Source organism: Amycolatopsis albispora (genome assembly GCF_003312875.1).
GTDB lineage: Bacteria > Actinomycetota > Actinomycetes > Mycobacteriales > Pseudonocardiaceae > Amycolatopsis > Amycolatopsis albispora.
The window spans coordinates 134,015-149,826 of the sequence record NZ_CP015163.1; the positions used below are offsets into that span (position 1 = coordinate 134,015).

14 protein-coding genes are annotated in these 15,812 nt (G+C 70.8%); 8 read left to right on the forward strand and 6 right to left on the reverse strand.

Annotation, left to right across the window (positions count from 1 at the left end):
* Positions 1–542 precede the first annotated feature (542 nt).
* Positions 543–1,166, reverse strand: coding sequence for a TetR/AcrR family transcriptional regulator (locus A4R43_RS00680; protein WP_236808688.1), 624 nt, complete (start codon positions 1,164–1,166; stop codon positions 543–545).
* Positions 1,167–1,215: 49 nt separating this feature from the next.
* Between A4R43_RS00680 and A4R43_RS00685 the strand changes: the two genes are divergently transcribed.
* From A4R43_RS00685 to A4R43_RS00695, 3 genes are all read left to right on the forward strand, one after another.
* Complete coding sequence (locus tag A4R43_RS00685) at positions 1,216–2,127, forward strand: NADP-dependent oxidoreductase (protein ID WP_113690498.1); 912 nt, start codon at positions 1,216–1,218, stop codon at positions 2,125–2,127.
* Positions 2,128–2,251: 124 nt separating this feature from the next.
* Complete coding sequence (locus tag A4R43_RS00690) at positions 2,252–2,890, forward strand: hypothetical protein (RefSeq protein WP_113690499.1); 639 nt, start codon at positions 2,252–2,254, stop codon at positions 2,888–2,890.
* Between the two features lie 56 nt (positions 2,891–2,946).
* On the forward strand, positions 2,947–3,723 hold the full coding sequence (locus A4R43_RS00695; RefSeq protein WP_113690500.1) for an alpha/beta hydrolase family protein: 777 nt from the start codon (positions 2,947–2,949) through the stop codon (positions 3,721–3,723).
* 1 nt (position 3,724) lies between these two features.
* Here A4R43_RS00695 and A4R43_RS00700 read toward each other — a convergent pair whose 3' ends face one another.
* On the reverse strand, positions 3,725–6,688 hold the full coding sequence (locus A4R43_RS00700; protein WP_113690501.1) for a 3-keto-alpha-glucoside-1,2-lyase-like domain-containing protein: 2,964 nt from the start codon (positions 6,686–6,688) through the stop codon (positions 3,725–3,727).
* A gap of 786 nt (positions 6,689–7,474) precedes the next feature.
* Between A4R43_RS00700 and A4R43_RS00705 the strand changes: the two genes are divergently transcribed.
* The gene (locus tag A4R43_RS00705) at positions 7,475–8,014 is read left to right on the forward strand and encodes a helix-hairpin-helix domain-containing protein (RefSeq protein ID WP_113690502.1); all 540 of its coding nucleotides are present in this window, start codon (positions 7,475–7,477) and stop codon (positions 8,012–8,014) included.
* Here the strand turns inward: A4R43_RS00705 and A4R43_RS00710 are convergent.
* Together A4R43_RS00710 and A4R43_RS00715 are read right to left on the reverse strand one after the other, a co-directional pair.
* Positions 8,004–9,296: an MFS transporter gene (locus tag A4R43_RS00710; protein ID WP_113690503.1), complete on the reverse strand. Its 1,293-nt coding sequence runs from the start codon at positions 9,294–9,296 to the stop codon at positions 8,004–8,006. The two genes, A4R43_RS00705 and A4R43_RS00710, sit on opposite strands and share 11 nt — an antisense overlap.
* Complete coding sequence (locus A4R43_RS00715) at positions 9,293–10,978, reverse strand: amidohydrolase (RefSeq protein WP_113690504.1); 1,686 nt, start codon at positions 10,976–10,978, stop codon at positions 9,293–9,295. The genes A4R43_RS00710 and A4R43_RS00715 overlap by 4 nt, the downstream gene beginning before the upstream one ends.
* A 209-nt stretch (positions 10,979–11,187) precedes the next feature.
* Between A4R43_RS00715 and A4R43_RS00720 the strand changes: the two genes are divergently transcribed.
* Positions 11,188–12,093, forward strand: a complete 906-nt coding sequence (locus A4R43_RS00720; protein WP_113690505.1) for an Lrp/AsnC family transcriptional regulator — start codon at positions 11,188–11,190, stop codon at positions 12,091–12,093.
* On the opposite strand, the gene A4R43_RS00725 is transcribed toward A4R43_RS00720, so the two are convergent.
* Positions 12,086–13,021 (reverse strand): GlxA family transcriptional regulator, encoded by a 936-nt coding sequence (locus A4R43_RS00725; protein WP_113690506.1) that lies wholly within the window; start codon positions 13,019–13,021, stop codon positions 12,086–12,088. The genes A4R43_RS00720 and A4R43_RS00725 overlap by 8 nt on opposite strands.
* Before the next feature lie 70 nt (positions 13,022–13,091).
* Here A4R43_RS00725 and A4R43_RS00730 point away from each other — a divergent pair, with 70 nt between their 5' ends.
* Together A4R43_RS00730 and A4R43_RS00735 are read left to right on the forward strand one after the other, a co-directional pair.
* Positions 13,092–13,427, forward strand: coding sequence for a cupin domain-containing protein (locus tag A4R43_RS00730; protein WP_113690507.1), 336 nt, complete (start codon positions 13,092–13,094; stop codon positions 13,425–13,427).
* Positions 13,428–13,508: 81 nt separating this feature from the next.
* On the forward strand, positions 13,509–13,886 hold the full coding sequence (locus tag A4R43_RS00735) for a DoxX family protein (RefSeq protein ID WP_113690508.1): 378 nt from the start codon (positions 13,509–13,511) through the stop codon (positions 13,884–13,886).
* Here A4R43_RS00735 and A4R43_RS00740 read toward each other — a convergent pair.
* The gene (locus tag A4R43_RS00740) at positions 13,871–14,998 is read right to left on the reverse strand and encodes an alpha/beta hydrolase family protein (RefSeq protein WP_113690509.1); all 1,128 of its coding nucleotides are present in this window, start codon (positions 14,996–14,998) and stop codon (positions 13,871–13,873) included. The two genes, A4R43_RS00735 and A4R43_RS00740, sit on opposite strands and share 16 nt — an antisense overlap.
* Before the next feature lie 165 nt (positions 14,999–15,163).
* On the opposite strand from A4R43_RS00740, the gene A4R43_RS00745 reads away from it, so the two are divergent.
* Entirely contained in the window at positions 15,164–15,811 is a 648-nt protein-coding gene (locus A4R43_RS00745; RefSeq protein ID WP_113690510.1) for a dihydrofolate reductase family protein, read from the forward strand.
* The last annotated feature ends 1 nt before the right edge of the window (position 15,812 follow it).

The window sequence follows — 15,812 nt, forward strand, 5'->3', positions numbered from 1 at the left end:
TTTTGTATGCCGAACCCCGCTGGCCCGCGCACCTAGCCAGCGCCGCTAGCCCTTTCCGCGCCCATTATTCCTAGCACCGCTAGCCCTCCCCGCACCTATCTTCCTAGCATCGCTAGCCCACCGCACCCGACTGCCTAGCATCGCTAGCCCACCGCACCCGACTGCCTAGCATCGCTAGCCCACCGCACCCGACTACCTAGCATCGCTAGCCCACCGCACCCAACTGCCTAGCGCCGCTAGCCCACCACCGTCCACCTGCCTAGCGCCGCTAGCAATCCTTGGCGCTAATCACCTAGCACTGCTAGCCCCCGCTTGTGCACGCCCACGAGACACTTCTCATCGCGCAGGCCACTCTCATATCGCGCTGGCCCACGCCGACTCAGCTCCGCCAGCACTCGGTTGCCTTCCTGCTGCCCGCAAGTGGCGCTCCGCGTCTCTCGGTCCGCCAGCGCTGGGCGGGGAACGGGCTAGCGCTGCTACCGATCCGGGGTCCATATTGGCTAGCGGCGCTAGGGGTATGTGGTGGGGGGCGGTTAGCGGTGCTAGGGGCTGGTGAGGGGAAGCCGGACGGCGGGTGGAAGGGGAGCCGCGGTCGGGTTGGCTTGGAAAGACTGGAGCATCAGGGCGGCGAACCGGCGTGAAGCGGCAACACGCAGTTCAGGCGCCTCAGCTCGGATGCCTTCGTTCGCCATCAAGGCCAGGCTGATGTCCTCCAACACAAAATCCTCCCGCAAGGCACCGGCCCGCTTCGCGCGGTCGACCAGTTCCAGCAACTGCCGCAGGGTGCGGTCCCGTTCGGCGGCGAAATCCAGCGCCTGCGGCAGTTGCGACATGAACGCCCGCGCGAAACCCCGATCGAGGGCGTGCACCTCCATCAGCTTGCTGACCACCAGCGAAAACCCCTGCCACGGATCCTCCGCCGCCAGGCCCTCCGCCACCACGGCCGAGCACAACACCATCTGCTCGGCGAAGGCCGCCGCCAGCAACTCGTCCTTGGTCTGGAAGTGCCGGTACACCGTCGCCACGCCGAGACCCGCCCGCCGCGCGATCTCCCGGATCGGCACCTCGATGCCTTCCGCGGCGAACGCCAGCCGCGCCACGGCGAGGATTCGCGCGCGGTTGTCCCTGGCGTCCGAGCGGAGCTTCGTTCCCACTTGTGCGGTCACCGCTCTCACTTTAGCCAACCGGACGGGGTGCTCCGTTAACGTCCGCGCCATGAGAGCCATCCAGATCACCGAATACGGCCCGCCCAGCGTCCTCCGCGTGGCCGAGGTGCCCGACCCGCACGCCGGACCAGGCGAGATCCGGATCGCCGTGCGTGCCTCCGGCCTCTCGGCCGGCGACGTCCGGATCCGCTCCGGCGAACTTCGCGACGTGGTCACGTTGCCGTACCGGACCGGCTTCGACGCCGCGGGTGTGGTCGACGAGATCGGCGAGGGCGTCACCGGCGTACGCGTCGGCGACGAGGTGTTCGGCGCGACCGCGACGGCCGCGCGCGGAGCCAACTCCGACTACGCCGTGCTCGCCGCGTGGGCACTCAAACCGGCCGCGTGGAGCTGGGCCGAAGCGGGCGGCGCCGCGGGCAGTGTCGAGACGGCCACCCGCGCCTTCGACCGGCTCGGCGTCGGCGACGGGCACACCGTCCTGGTGCAGGGCGCGGCCGGTGGCGTGGGCACGGTCGCCGTGCAGCTCGCGGTCGCCCGCGGCGCCACGGTCATCGGTACCGCGAGCGAGCACAACCACGATCTGATCCGCGCACTCGGCGCGGAACCGACGACCTACGGGGCGGGGCTGGCCGACCGCGTTCCGTCCGAAGTGGACGCTGTGCTCGACTGCGCGGGCGGGGCCCTGCCCGAGCTGGTCGCCATCGCGGGCGACCCGGCGCGCGTGGTGACGATCGCCGATCTCAGTGCCGCGGCTCACGGTGTCCACCTGTCCCACGCGGCGTCCGGAATGCCCGGCGCTGACCCGCTGGCTCTGCACGGGCTCGCCATCGCCGCCGCCCTCGCCGACGAGGGACGCCTGCGGGTGCCGGTCGCCGCGGAGTTCCCGCTGGCCGAGGCCGCCGCCGCGCACGAGCTGAGCGAAAGCCGCCGGGCCGGAGGGAAGATCGTGCTGGCGAACTAGGTTCGCCCGTCGCCGAAGTGATGCCTTGGGGCAACTGGCCGCCCGGATCGTGGTGAGAGGCCGGAAAGGCGCGCGGTGGGGCGCTAACATGCGGGGCACACGCAGCCCGCCGGTGAGGAGTGGCATGACCTACGACCCGAACGCGCCACAGCAGCCGCACGCCGGGCAACAACCGCACGCGCAGCAGGAGCCGGACGCCGCGCAGCAGGCGGCTGCCGGACAGAAGACGGGTGCCGGGCAGCAGGCGAGCGCTGGGCAGGATGCGGATGCTGGGCAGCAGGTGAGTGGCGGGCAGGAGACGGGTGCCGGGCAGCAGGCGAGCGTGGGGCAGCAGCCGTACGCGGAGCAGCAGGTGGGCGCTCAGCAGATGAGCGCCGAGCAGCAGCCCTACGCGCAGCAGCCGTACGCCGGGCAGCAGCCGTACGGGCAGCAGGTGTATGGGCAGCAGCAGCCGTATGGTCAACAGCCTTACGGGCAGCAGCCGTGGCCGGGTGGGGCGGTGCAAGAGCCGCCCAAGGGGGTGGGGATCGCGGTGGCCGCGCTCGTCCTGGCCGTCGTCGGGCTGGTCATGCCGTTTCTCCCGGTGAATCTGGACGGGGTGCGCCAGTACGTCGGCCTGCCGTTCGCGCTTGCCGGGCTCGGGCTTGGCATTGTCGGCTGCATGGGCCGCCGGCGCGGGCTGGCGGTGGCGGTGATCGCGGTGATCGTGGCCGTGCTCGCGCTGGGGATCGGGCTGTACATGGTGGTGTCGTTCAGCCTGTGATTCCGCCGGTGGCGTAACCGATTCCGCGCGCCCGGCCGCCCCCATACCGTGGTCGCATGCACGAACCCATCACGGGCACCGCCGCCGGCGTGCCCTTCACCGCCCTGCCGCCGGACGACGGCGGCCCCGCGCCGCTCATCCTCACCTGGCACATGCTCGACGCACCACGCACGGACACCGCCTTCGCCGCCGCGTTGCCGATGCACGGGGTGCCCGCGTGGCGCGTGCACCTCGGCATGCCGATGTGCGGAGCCCGCATGGTCGACGGCCGCCCGGACGCCGTGGTGGCGTTGATGCGCGAAGACCCGCTGATGTCCTTTCTGTACCCGTTCGCACGCCAGGCGTTCGAGGAGTTCCCGGCCGCGCTCGCCTCGATCCGGGAGCAGTTCCCGGTCGGCGACGGCCCGATCGGCGTGCTCGGCGCGTCGCTGGGCGGCGCGGTCGCGCTGCGGGTCCTCACCGAGACCGACACCCCGATCTTCGCCGGGGCACTGGTGAACGCCGCCATCCGGATGCGGTCCGTGGTGGACCTGTTCCCCGGCTACTCGTACGACGCCGAGTCCGAGAAAGCCGTCGAAAGCTTGGACTTCGCCAAGAAGGCGGACGCGATCAAGGCACCGTTGCTGGTGGTCAGCGGGGAACAGGACCACCCGGGTCTGCGTGCCGACGCACTGGAACTCGCCGACGTGACGGGAGCCGAGCTTCTGTCCATTCCGGACCTGGCGCACCCGCTGGCCGACGAACCCGGCCTCGAACCGGCACCGCAACGGCCGCGAACCCGTGAGGTGGACGCCGGGCTGACCGAATGGTTCCGGCGCCACCTCACGGGCTAGCTCACATCCGCTCGATCCACACGTTGCGGAACCTCGGGTTCTCGCCGGGATCACCGTGGTCCTGCAGGCGGATGTGGCCCGCCGACGGGTCCTCCGGCCTGCCCGCCCCGGTGGGACCGTCGATCGCCACGTCGTCGTGCACCAGTTTCCCGTTCCACCACAGGCTCACCCTGGCGTCGGCCACCTTCTTGCCGCTGCTGTCGTAGCGGGCGGCGCGGAAGATGATGTCGTAGGTCTGCCAGGTGCCCGGCGCGGTCGCGGCGTTCACGTCCGGTGCCTTCTTCAGGTAGATCGCGCCGGCGTCGTTGGTCTTCGGCGGCTCGATGCCGAACGAGTCCAGCACCTGGATTTCGTAGCGCTCCTGGATGTACACCCCGCTGTTGCCGCGTGCCTGCCCGGTCTGCCCGGGCGGGTACTGCGGCTGGTACCACTCGGCGTGCATGCGGAAGTCGCCGAACTTCTCCCTGGTGCGGATGTCGCCGCCGAAGGACTCCATCGAGCCGTTCGCCACCGGCCACTTCGCCGGACCGCCCGCGGTCGCCTCCCAAGCGTCCAAAGAGGACCCGTCGAACAGGGTGATGCGCTGGGTCGGGGTCACGGTGAGCTTGTCGAGGTTGACGTGCCCGCTGTCGGTGGGTTCGTAGACGAAGGAGATCTTGTTCGCGCCGGTGCGCAGCACCACCGACTCCACGTGCGTCGCCCACTGGTTCCAGGCCCCGGTGCTGGCGAGCCAGACCTGCTTTTCCTTGCGCCCGTTGACATACAGGCTCATTGACTTGGTCACCGGGTTCGGGCTCGGGTTCAGCCCGTTGGCGTACCGCAGCGCGAGGTCGTGACGGCCGCCCCTGGCCGCGTTGACCGCGAAGGTGGTGCTGGTGCCCGGTTCCCAGTTGCGGTCGACAAAACCGGCACCCGAGTAACCGCTGTGGTTGGTGTTGAACCCGGTGCCACCGGCCAGCTGCGCCGATTCCGCCTCGTACTCCGGCGGCGCGGTCGCCCCGTTGGGCAGCGTGTTGAGCGTGTACCAGGCTTCGGTGCTCCACAGCTCCTGGCCGGATTCGGCGGCGAACGGGCGCGGGGAGTGCACGTGCACCACGCGGCCCGGCTTCAGGCCGTCGATCTTCAGCGTCACCTTCTTGCGGTCCGCCGACAGCGCCGCCGAGCCGACGCGCAGCGTTTCCTCGTCCACCTTGGGACCGCCGTACTGCGGCGTCGCCACGTACCGCCACTGCGAAACGTTGTACTTCGCGGCCAGATCCTGCGCGGTTGCTTCGGACAGCGGCTGCGTGTACTCGATCTCGAACCCGCCGTCGATCGCGCGCATGGCGAGCATGTCGAAGGCGTCGGCGTTGCTCAGCGACAGCTTCTGCAGGCCGTACTTGAGCTTCCCGGCCTGGCCCCAGTTGCCCTCGGACCCGATGCCGCCGGTGTAGATGGCGCCGTCCGGACCGAGGCTGATGCGGCTCACGCCGGATTCGAGGCCCTGCGTCATGCGGAACACCGCGCCCTGGTAGTCGTCGCCGACCTTCTCCAGGTGGGCGCGCTGCAGCCCGCCGTAGGTGACGTCACCGAAGACCATCTGGCCGGCGAACGGCCCGTCCGGCAGCACCAGCGGATTGCTCGGCGAGTTCGAGATTTCCCCGTGCGGCAGCCAAAGCACCGGCTGCGTGACGGGCTGGTCGTCGAACGGACCGTCGGGATTGGTGTGGTGGTTGAAGAAACGGCCCTGCTTGATGCGCACCAGCTTCGAGGTCGGCAGGTACGCGCCCTGGTTGTCGGTGACGAAGATGTCGCCTTCCGGGCCCCAGCCGAGTCCGTTGGGCGTGCGCAGCCCACCGGCCACATAGGACACTTTGCCGGTGGCCTTGTCGATCTTGAGGGTGGATCCGCGGTTCGCCGCGGGCTGCGGGTCGAGGCTCGCGCCGCCGGGCACCATGGCGATGCCGGTGGAGACGTAGAAGTAGCCGTTCTGGTAGAGCAGGCCGAAGGCGAACTCGTGGTAGTTGCCGCCGAACGGCCAGGTCGCGATCGTGCGGTACTCGTCGGTGACCTCGTCACCGTTGGTGTCGACGAGCGCGGTCAGGCCCTTCTTCTCCGACACGTACAGCGTGCCGTCGACGTACTTGATGCCCATCGGCTCCTGGAGGCCCTCGGCGATCTTCTTGGGCTTGACCTTCGACGGATCGGTCGCGCCGGTGACGCCGTCGAGCAGGTACACCTCACCGCGCACGGATTCCCGCGCGCCGCCCCAGGTGGAGATCGCCAGCCGGTTGTCCGGCAGCCAGTCCATGCCGGTGACCTGCGGTTCGAAGCCCTCGGGACGCAGGTTCGTCAGCGCGTAGCCGGGGTGCACGGAGGTCAATGGAAGGCCGTCGCCCGGTGATTCGGTGACGCCCTCGCACTCCTTGCGGCCGGGGGAGGTGACGCGGGTGACGCCTTCGTCGGTGCTCAGCGCCGAGGTCGGCACGAGCGTGAACGCGGTCGCGCCCGGCGGCTTCCACTCCAGCTTGAGCCGCTGGTCGAAGTCCGCGTCGAAGTGGTCGATGCGCAGCGCGTGGGCGCCGGCGGTCAGGTCGATCGAGCCGTCCTTCGGGGTCGCGCCGTGGCGGCCGCCGTGGTCGATGACCTTGGTTTCGCCGAGGAACAGCCGGGCGCCGTCGTCGCTGGTGAGGCGGAAGTCGTAGCGGCCGGGGGCGCCGACGTTGAGGTAGCCGGTGACCTCGGTGACGAACCGGTCGGCGATGCCGAAGTCCGCGGTGGTGGTCCAGTCGATGACCGGCATCAGCTTGTCGATGTTGGGCGTCTGGCTGGGCTTGAGCGTGCAGTACTCCTCGAGGGGCACCTGCACGTCGAACACCCGCATCGTGACGCCCGGTTCTTGCGGCGGGATGCCGGACTGTGCGGTGGCGGGGGTGGCGACCCCGATGGTCAGGACCAAGGCGAGCAGGGCGACGAACAGCCGCATGGGCGTTCCTCCTCGGTGGGGACACGGTCCGCGCTCCGCTGCGCGACGCCGCGTTGTCCCAAGCTAGCCAGGCCTTTTGCGCTAGGTCAACGAAAGAGTGCCGGAAATTTGCGAAAGACGGGGCAAATATTATTGGCAGCCCGCGGTGAGGGCTTGAGCTGCGGTGGGATGGGCCGGGTGGGGGTACGGATACGTCCGGATGGCTGTGTGAGCCTGCGGCTCAGCGTCCGGGGTGGTGCTCACGATCCTGGCGTCAACGGTCCGGCAGATCGCCGGGCACTGCCGACCGCAGCGCGAGTGCATCGACCAGCGAGGGCAGGCCAGTCGCGAAAACTCTGCTGGACTCCCAAGCGACCTCGATGACGTGTTGACCTCAATTTCCAGTGACGTGGGCACCCGCTGCTCGACCGCTGTGCGAAGTTCTAGCAATGAGGTGATGTCGGGCGGACCGGGCGGTTGTTTCCGCAAAGCCGATTTGAAATTGAGGATCTGCACGGTCGCGTTCTCCTGGCCGTCATGACCAGGCGCTGTTCGGCGTCTCGATAGAGCGCGGTCAGGCCCCAGGGATGGCCATTTACCCCATCGGCCCGCAATTCAGGCGATCTTGGGCAACCGCGACCGGTACCGGGAAAGCTGTCAGGTGTCGAGTGGCCGTCGCCCCCGGAAATTGCGCAGAGGTCTCGGGTCGCCGTCGAATTTGCGACGTCCGCGCGATGGTCTCGTCGGCAGCGCGCGGGGAGGTGTCGTGGCGCGGGAAGTGTCGGTGGGGGTGTTTAGCATCGCCGCATGACGACTCGGGGTCAGTTGCGCAAGACGGCGTTGGCCTTCCAGGAGGTGGAGGAGGTCACCGCGGGTGGAACGCTGCGCTACACCGTCCGCGGCAAGGAGTTCGTGTCGCTCACCCAGGACGGCGTGGTGCGGTTGCGGCTGCCCGAGGCGGCCGCGGCCGAGGCGGTGGCCGCCTACCCGTCGGCCGGGTGGTTGCGGCACGCCGGGCGGCCGATCGGGGTTCAGGCGCCGCTGGCCGACGTCGGCGGCCAGCACCTGTGGGCGCTGGTGATGGCCGCCTGGCGGCACCGGGCGCCCCGGCAGCTGGCGGCGAAGCTGGCCGCCACCATCGAATCGCCCGCCCAGCCGGGCAGCGACCTGCCCGCCGCCATCGGCAAGCCCGCCACCCGCGCCCTGCACAACGCCGGGCTCGGCACGCTCGACCAGGTCGCCACCCGGACCGAGGCCGAGCTGCTCGCGCTGCACGGTGTCGGGCCGAGGGCCGTGCGCGTCCTCGCCGAAACCCTCGCGGAAAGGGGGCTGGGCCTCAGGAAGTGACTTCGTCGGTGTGCTGCGGCGCCGCCAGCACACAAACCGCGCTGAGCGCGCACATCCCGACCAGCAGCCCGATGACCGGCCAGATGCTGCCGGTCGCCTGGAACAGCAGGGTCGACACCAGCGGGGAGAGCCCGCCGAAGATCGCGCCCGCCAGCTGGTAGGACAGCGAGATGCTGGTGTAGCGCGCCTGCGGGCGGAACATCTGCGACAGCACGGCGGCGATCGGCGCGTAGGTGGCGGTCATCGCCAGCCGCATCGCGACGAAGGCGACGATGATGAGCAGCGAGTCCTTCGTGGCGAACACCAGGAACTGCGGCGCGGCCAGCACCGCGACCCCGGCGAGCCCGAGCACGACCACCCGCACCCGGCCGAAGCGGTCGCCGAGCCAGGCCGTGCCGAAGGTGAGCACCAGCTCGACGAAGGCGGCGATGCTGAGCGCGTTGAGCACGAGCGATTCGGAGACCCCGACGGAGGGATCGGTGGCGTAGGCGGTGGCGAACGTGGTGACCAGGTAGTACCCGCCGAGCGCGACCGGCAGCACGCAGATGCCGAGCAGGATCGGCTTCCAGTTGGTGCGCAGAGCGTACCGGATCGGCACGCCGACGGGCTGGTCACCGGCGACCTCCTCGAACACCGGCGATTCCTCCACAGTGGACCGCACGATCAGGCCGACCACGATGAGCAGCGCCGAGGCGAAGAACGGGATCCGCCAGCCCCAGCCGTTGAGGAACTCCGTGCCGCCCAGGCTGAGCAGGCTGAACAAACCGGTGGCCAGCAGCGCGCCCGCCGGGTTCCCGGCCTGCGCGAAGCTGCCGTAGAAGGTCTTCTTCTCCGGCGGCGCGTGCTCGACGGCCATCAGCACCGCCCCGCCCCATTCGCCGCCCACCGCGAGCCCCTGGACGAACCGCAGCAGCACCAGCAACACCGGCGCCCACGCGCCGATCTGGTCGTACCCCGGCAGGCAGCCCACCAGGAAAGTGGCCGCGCCCATCATGGTCAGCGTCACCACCAGCGCGGCCTTGCGGCCCACCCGGTCGCCGACGTGGCCGAACACGATGCCGCCGAGCGGACGGGCGAAGAAGCCGACCGCGTAGGTGGCGAACGCGGCGGCCACCCCGGTCAGCCGGTCGCCGGTCTCGGGAAAGAACACCGTGCCGAAGACCAGGCTCGCGGCCGTGGCGTAGATGTAGAAGTCGTACCACTCGATGGTGGTGCCGACGAAGGCGGCGAGCCCGGCCTTGCGGGCGCGCCGCAGCGACGGGGCGCGGAGATCGTGCGTCATCGGACGTGCTCCTGGGTGGTGTGGTGGACCTCGCCGCCGACCCAGGTCCGCAGCACGGGGATGTCCGCGATGCGACCGGGTTCGGTGGTGAGCGGGTTCGCGGCGAGCAACACGAAGTCGGCGCGCTTGCCGGGGGTGATGGAGCCGAGTTCGCGTTCACGGCCGAGCACACGGGCACCGGCGATGGTGTGCGCGGCGACCGCCGAGCGAACGTCGATCAGCAGGTGGTCGCCGCCGAGGCGGTGACCACGCTGGGTCACCCTGGTCACCGCGGTCTGGATGGCTTCGAGCGGATTCGGTTCGGCGACCGGGGCGTCCGAACTCAGCGTGACCGGCACGCCCGCCGCCTGGAACTCGCCGAGCGGGTTGAAGCGCTCGCCCGGGGTGCCGATCGCGTCGGTCACGCCCTCGCCCCAGTTGTAGTAGTGCTGCGGCTGGTTGACCGGGTGCACACCGAGCGCGGCCATCCTGGTGATCTGCTCCGGCGTCGGCAGGCCGCAGTGCTCGATGCGGTGACGGGCGTCGGCGCGCGGGTTTTCCCGTTGTGCGGCCTCGATGGCGTCGAGCACCATGCCGATCGCGTCGGGGGACTGGGCGTGGGTCGCGGTCTGCAGCCCGGCGGCGTGCGCCTTGCCGATGAGCGCGCGGTAGTCGGCCGGGTCGTGGTAGAGCTGCCCGGTGCGGCACGGGTCGCCGACGTAACCGTCCGGGAAGTAGGCCGTCCAGCCGCCGAGCGTGCCGTCGGCGTAGAACTTGATCCCGGCGAAGGACAGGTGCGCGTTCCCGAAAGCGCCGTGCAGCCCCATTTCCAGCGCCTGGTCGAGCAGGTGCGACAGCAGGTACAGGTGCACGCGCGTGGTCAGCTGCCCGGCTTCAGCCAGCCGCAGGTACATGTCGAACTCGCGGCGCGTCACCTGCGCGTCGCCGATCGCGGTCACCCCGGCGGCGAGGAACTTCTCCTGCGCCACGGCCAGCTGCCGCAGGTGCTCCTCGGGCTCGTCGGCGAGGTGGAAGTTCGGGCCGTGGTGCCCGACCTTGACGCCGGATACGCCGGTGAGGATGTTGCACGCCGCGTCCGACAGTTCGCCGGTGAGTTCGCCGTGCTCGTCGCGGAAGAACACCCCGCCGTCGGGGTCCGGGGTGTCGCGGGTGACGCCGTTGCGCGCGAGCGTGTAGCTGTTGACCACCCCGCCGTGCCCGCTGGCGTTCATCAGGTAGACCTCGCGGTCGGTCGCGACGGCGTCGAGTTCTTCCTTGCGGGGATGGCGTTTCTCGGCGAGGTTGCGGTGTTCGTAGCCGTAGCCGCGCACCGGCCTGCCGTCCGGCGTGCGTTCCGCGGCCGCGCGCAGCAGCGCGACGATCTCGGGAATGCTCGACGCCCGGCCGGGGCCGCAGTCCACCCAGGTCATCATCTGGCCGTACATCAGCGGGTGCGCGTGCGGGTCGACGAACCCGGGCAGCAGCGTGCCGGGCAGGCGCCGCTCCTCCGGGGCGGGGTGGCCGAGCGCGGCCGCGGCGTCGCGGCAGCCGGCCGGCGAACCGACCGCGGCGATCTCCGTGCCGAACACCAGCACCGCCGTGGCGCCCCCGGTTGTGTCGTCCACGGTGACCAGCTCGTCGGGGAGCAGGATCGTCGCGGTCGCGTCGAGGGCGGAACGTTCGAGGTGGTGCAGCATGCGCATCGCGCGGACTCCCGGGGGTTTCGGCTGGTGACGGCGTGGCGGTGAAGGTAACCACGGGCAGGGCGCGGAGCAACCAGATCACGCGCCAGGAAGTCGTACATGCAGTTGATCTGCCGGGTTGATCAAGCAAATGAGTGCAATCAAGCGGCACAAGCGGCGCCACGAACGTGATATGACTTCCCGGGGTTGCGGAAAAATCTGGAGGGAAAATGGACTTCGACGACGCGCTGGTCGCCGCGCTGCGGGCCGACGGGCGGATGAGCGTGGCCGACCTCGCCCAGCGCGTCGGTGCTTCACGATCCGCCGTCTCCGCCCGGCTCGCGCAGCTGAAGGCCGACGGCTCGCTCACCGTGATCGCCGCGGTCCACCCCGAATTCCTCGGCCTGACCGCCTACGCGCACCTGGCGATCCGCACCTCGGGCCGGTCGCGGGCCACCGCGGCGGCGATCGCGGCCCTGCCCGCGGCGGCCTTCGTCTCGGCGGTGAGCGGCGAGTACCAGGTGGTCGCCGAGCTGCGGCTGCCGGACCCCGCGGAGCTGTACCGCACGGTGGCCGACATCCGCGGCCTGCCGGACGTCGAGCTGGTCAACACGCTGGTCTACGTCGACGTGCTCAAGGGCCTGTTCATGCCCGGCCGCCCGCTGCCACCGGGGCTGCGGGTCGACGACCGCGACCTCGCCATCATGCGGCGGCTCCAGGCCGACGGCCGGGAGAGCTTCGCGCGGACCGCCCAGCACGTCGGCCTGTCGCCGTCGGCCACCCGCACGCGGGTCGGCTACCTGGTGGAGCACGAGGTCATCCGCATCGCGCCGGTGCTCAGCCGCGCGCGCCCGGACGCCGGGCTGGTGTGCGGGATCGGGCTCAACGTGCGCGGTGCCGGGGACGGCGTGACCGCGGCGCTCGCGGCCAGGGACGACGTCGAATTCCTCGCGCGCACCATCGGCCGGTACGACGTGGTCGCCACCGTCGCGGCCCGCGCCGCCCGCGAACTCGACGAGACCCTGGAACAGATCGGCGACCGGGAGGACGTGGTGAGCGCGGACGCCTGGGTGCACCTGCGCATCGCGAAGGAGCGCTACGAATGGCCCCTGCCGAGCGTGGACCAGCTCAGGTGAGGCGGAACGCGCGCCGGTAGGCACCCGGCGTGGTGCCGACCAGTGCGTGGAAACGGCGCCGCAGGTTGACCGCCGACGTGAGGCCCACTCTGGCCGCGATGGTCTCCACCGGCAGGTTCGTCTCCTCGAGCAGGGTGCGGGCCTCGGCCACGCGGCGGGACAGCAGCCACGCGCCCGGGCTGGTGCCGAGCTGCTCGGCGAAGCGCCGGGCCAGCGTCCGCGGGGAGACGTTGAGCTGCGCGGCCAGCTCGGCCACCGACAGCGGTTCGCCGAGGCGGGCGGCGGCCCAGTCGAGCAGTCCGTCCAAAGTGTCCTCCGGCGGGGCGGGCGGGGCGTACTGCACCTGACCGCCGTCGCGGTGCGGCGGCATCACCATGTGCCTGGCCACGAGCGCGGCGTGCGCGGCCCCGTGGTCCCGCCGGACCAGGTGCAGGCACAGGTCGATGCCCGCGCCCGCGCCGGCGCTGGTGGCGACGTCGCCGTGGTCCACGTACAGCCGGTCCGGTTCCACGCGCACACGCGGGAATTCGCGCCGCAACTGCTCGGCGCGTGCCCAGTGTGTGGTGGCCGAGCGGCCGTCGAGCAGGCCGGTTCGGGCCAGCGCGAACACCCCCGAGCAGATGGTGACCAGCCGCGCGCCACGGGCGTGCGCCCGCAGCAGCGCGCGGCGCAGGCGGTCCGGCAGCGGGGCCTCCACCGGCGCCCAGCCCGGGATGATCACCGTGTCCGCCGACGCCAGCGCGGACAGTCCCCGCGACACCGACATCGCGTACCCGGCGGTGGTCGGCACCGGACCGGGCGTTTCCGCGCACACCTCGAACTCGTAGTACCGCGGCACCCCGGCGCGGTCCGTGCCGAAGACCTCGGCGGCGCAGCCGAGCTCGAAGGTCGACTGCACCGGCCGGACCACGGCCACCACACGATGCATGGCAGGAAAGTACCCCATGATGTCTTTGCCGACACTGTCCGGCCCGCGGTGGAATCGGCACGGTGGGGTCATGCATCCCGAAATCCTCGACCAGGAGGGCTACACCTCCGTTTCCGTCGCCGAAGCCCCCGTCCGCGAGCTGTTCCCCGGCATCCGGCTGCGTCCACTGTGGACAAGTCCGGCGGGTGCGCACGCCAACGTGCTGGAGATGGACCCCGGCAGCTCGTGGCCGCGCCGGGACGTCCACGAACCGGGACCGGAGGAGGTCTACGTGGTCGAAGGCACCTTCAACGACGGCGCCCGCGACTACCCGGCGGGCACCTTCCTGCACGCCCCGGCCGGTTCGTGGCACGTGCCAGCGTCGGCCACCGGCTGCACGCTGTTCGTGTTCTACCCCGAAGGCTGACCGCCGTTACCTTTCCGCGCGGCCTCCCGTCGTGGTGGTGACGGCCCCGGAAGGACCGGGGCCACCGCCAGGGAGCAGAACATGAACCTCAGCCTGTGGATCGTCGCCGGTGTGCTGGCCGCCGTTTTTGTCCTTTCGGGCATCGGCAAGCTGGTCGTCCCCCACGGCAAGCTCGCCGGGTTGCGCGGGGCGGGCTGGGTCAACGACTTCAGCCCCGCCTTCGTCAAGGCCCTCGGGTTCTTCGAGGTCCTCGGCGGGGCGGGGCTGGTCCTGCCCGCGGTGACCGGCGTCGCGCCCGTCCTGGTTCCGGTGGCGGCCGTCGGGCTCGCGATCATCATGGCCGGGGCGGCGACGGTGATGATCCGGCGCCGGGAGTTCGGGCACATGGTCGCGAACCTGGTCTACCTCGTGCTGATCGTGTTCGTCGCGTGGGGCCGGTTCGCCTACCCCGTCGGCTGAGGCGAATGGAAGCCGACCTCCGGCTGCTCCGCCGACGGCCCGTCGAGCAGCGGCCGCGGCAGGCTCCGCAGGTGCTGGTCGAAGAAGGCACCGGTGTACGCCCTGGTGATCTCACCCGACCGCGTGCCGGGCAGCGGGGCGGCCGGGTCGGTCACGCCGAGCTGCGCGGCGAGCACCGGCAGGTCGATGAAGCTGAAGTGCCCCGAACCGGCCACCGTCAGCCAGCGCTTCCAGCCGTCGAAACGCGGCCAGTCCCGCGGCCAGGTGCGGTCGCCGCCGTCCGGCCGGTGCAGGGTTTCGGTGCCCATCATCAGGAACGGCCTGCCGGACAGCCCGGTGACCGGCTCGAAGTACTCGCCGTCGAGATTGACCCCGGCGCGGAATCGTGGGTCGCCCGCCATCGCGACGGCGGCGGTGTTGCCGCCGATGGAGTGCCCGGCGATGCCGATCCGGCCGCGGTCGACCAGCCGCCCGAACGTGCCCAGCCGATCGAGCACAAAGGACACGTCCCGCGCGCGGGTCTGCGCGACCCGGCGGTATCCGGCGTCGCCGGTCCGCTCGACCTCGGCGCAGGCGACGCAGGTCAGCATGCGCCCGCCGGGGAACGCGGCCCCGCTGGACTCGTAGGCGTGGTCCACCAGCGCGACCAGGTAACCGCGGCTGGCCAGGTCCTCGGTCAGCACGGTCAGCGTGGCGCGCGGCAGGGTGAAACCGGGCGACAGCACGAGCAAGGGGTGGCGGCCGGGGACCGGGCGCGCGTGGTCACGGGCGTTGGTCCGGGTCTCGCTGAGCTTTCGCGGGGAAACGAGATCCTCGCGGTGCTGCATTTCCAGCAGCAGGCGGGCTTCCTCAGTGGAGAGATAACGCGCGGGGGAGCCGGTGCCCGGCTGGGCCGGGTAGTACAGCGACACCATCAGCTCCCTGGGCCGCTCCGGCACCCACGGATCCCGGCGGGAGTGGTCGGTCAGGTGCAGGGTGGACCGGCCGACGGCGGCGGGTCCGGTGGGCGCGGGCAGCACCAGTTCGCCGGCGGCCGAGGCGGTTCCGGTCGCGGCGAAGGCGCCCGCGAACATCAACGCGGCCAGCGAGGTGGCCAGCAACTTTCGGATCATGACGTCATCTTCGGCGGCCTCGGGGCGGTCCAGTACTGGCCGAAGTGCCTGCTGGACCCCGACTTTCGTCAATGTCTCCGGTGGTGTGAGCCAGCTCTCATCGGCCCGGCGATGAGTTCTTCCGGCCCAGCTGGTCTACCGTGCATCCGACCTGAAGGAGAACCGATGACCCAGCTGCTGAAGGTGCAGAACTTCAACATCTCGAGCGACGGCTACGGGGCCGGGGACAACCAGAGCCTCGAGCGCCCGTTCGGCCACGCCGATCCCGGCACCATGTTCGCCTGGGCGGGCGCCACCGCGAGCTGGCCCAACCGCACCGACCCCGGCGGCAGCCGCGGCCTCGACGACTACCTCACCCGCGACTTCGCGCACAACATCGGCGCCGAGATCATGGGGCGCAACAAGTTCGGGCCGCAGCGCGGACCGTGGACCGACTACGAGTGGCAGGGCTGGTGGGGCGACGAGCCGCCGTTCCACACCCCGGTTTTTGTGCTGACCCACCACGTGCGCCCGTCGTTCAGCCTGTCCGACACCACCTTCCACTTCGTCGACGGCGATCCGGCGACCGTGCTCAAGCAGGCCAAGGAAGCCGCGGACGGCAAGGACGTGCGCCTCGGCGGCGGGGCCAGCACCATCCGCGAGTTCCTCGACGCCGACCTCGTCGACACCCTGCACGTGGCCGTCTCGCCGGTGGAGCTCGGCTCCGGCTCGCGGCTGTGGGAGTCGCCCGACGAGCTGCGCGACCGCTTCCACATGGACGTGGTGCCCAGCCCGAGGGGCGGCGTGACCCACTACCTGTGCTGGCGCAAGTGAA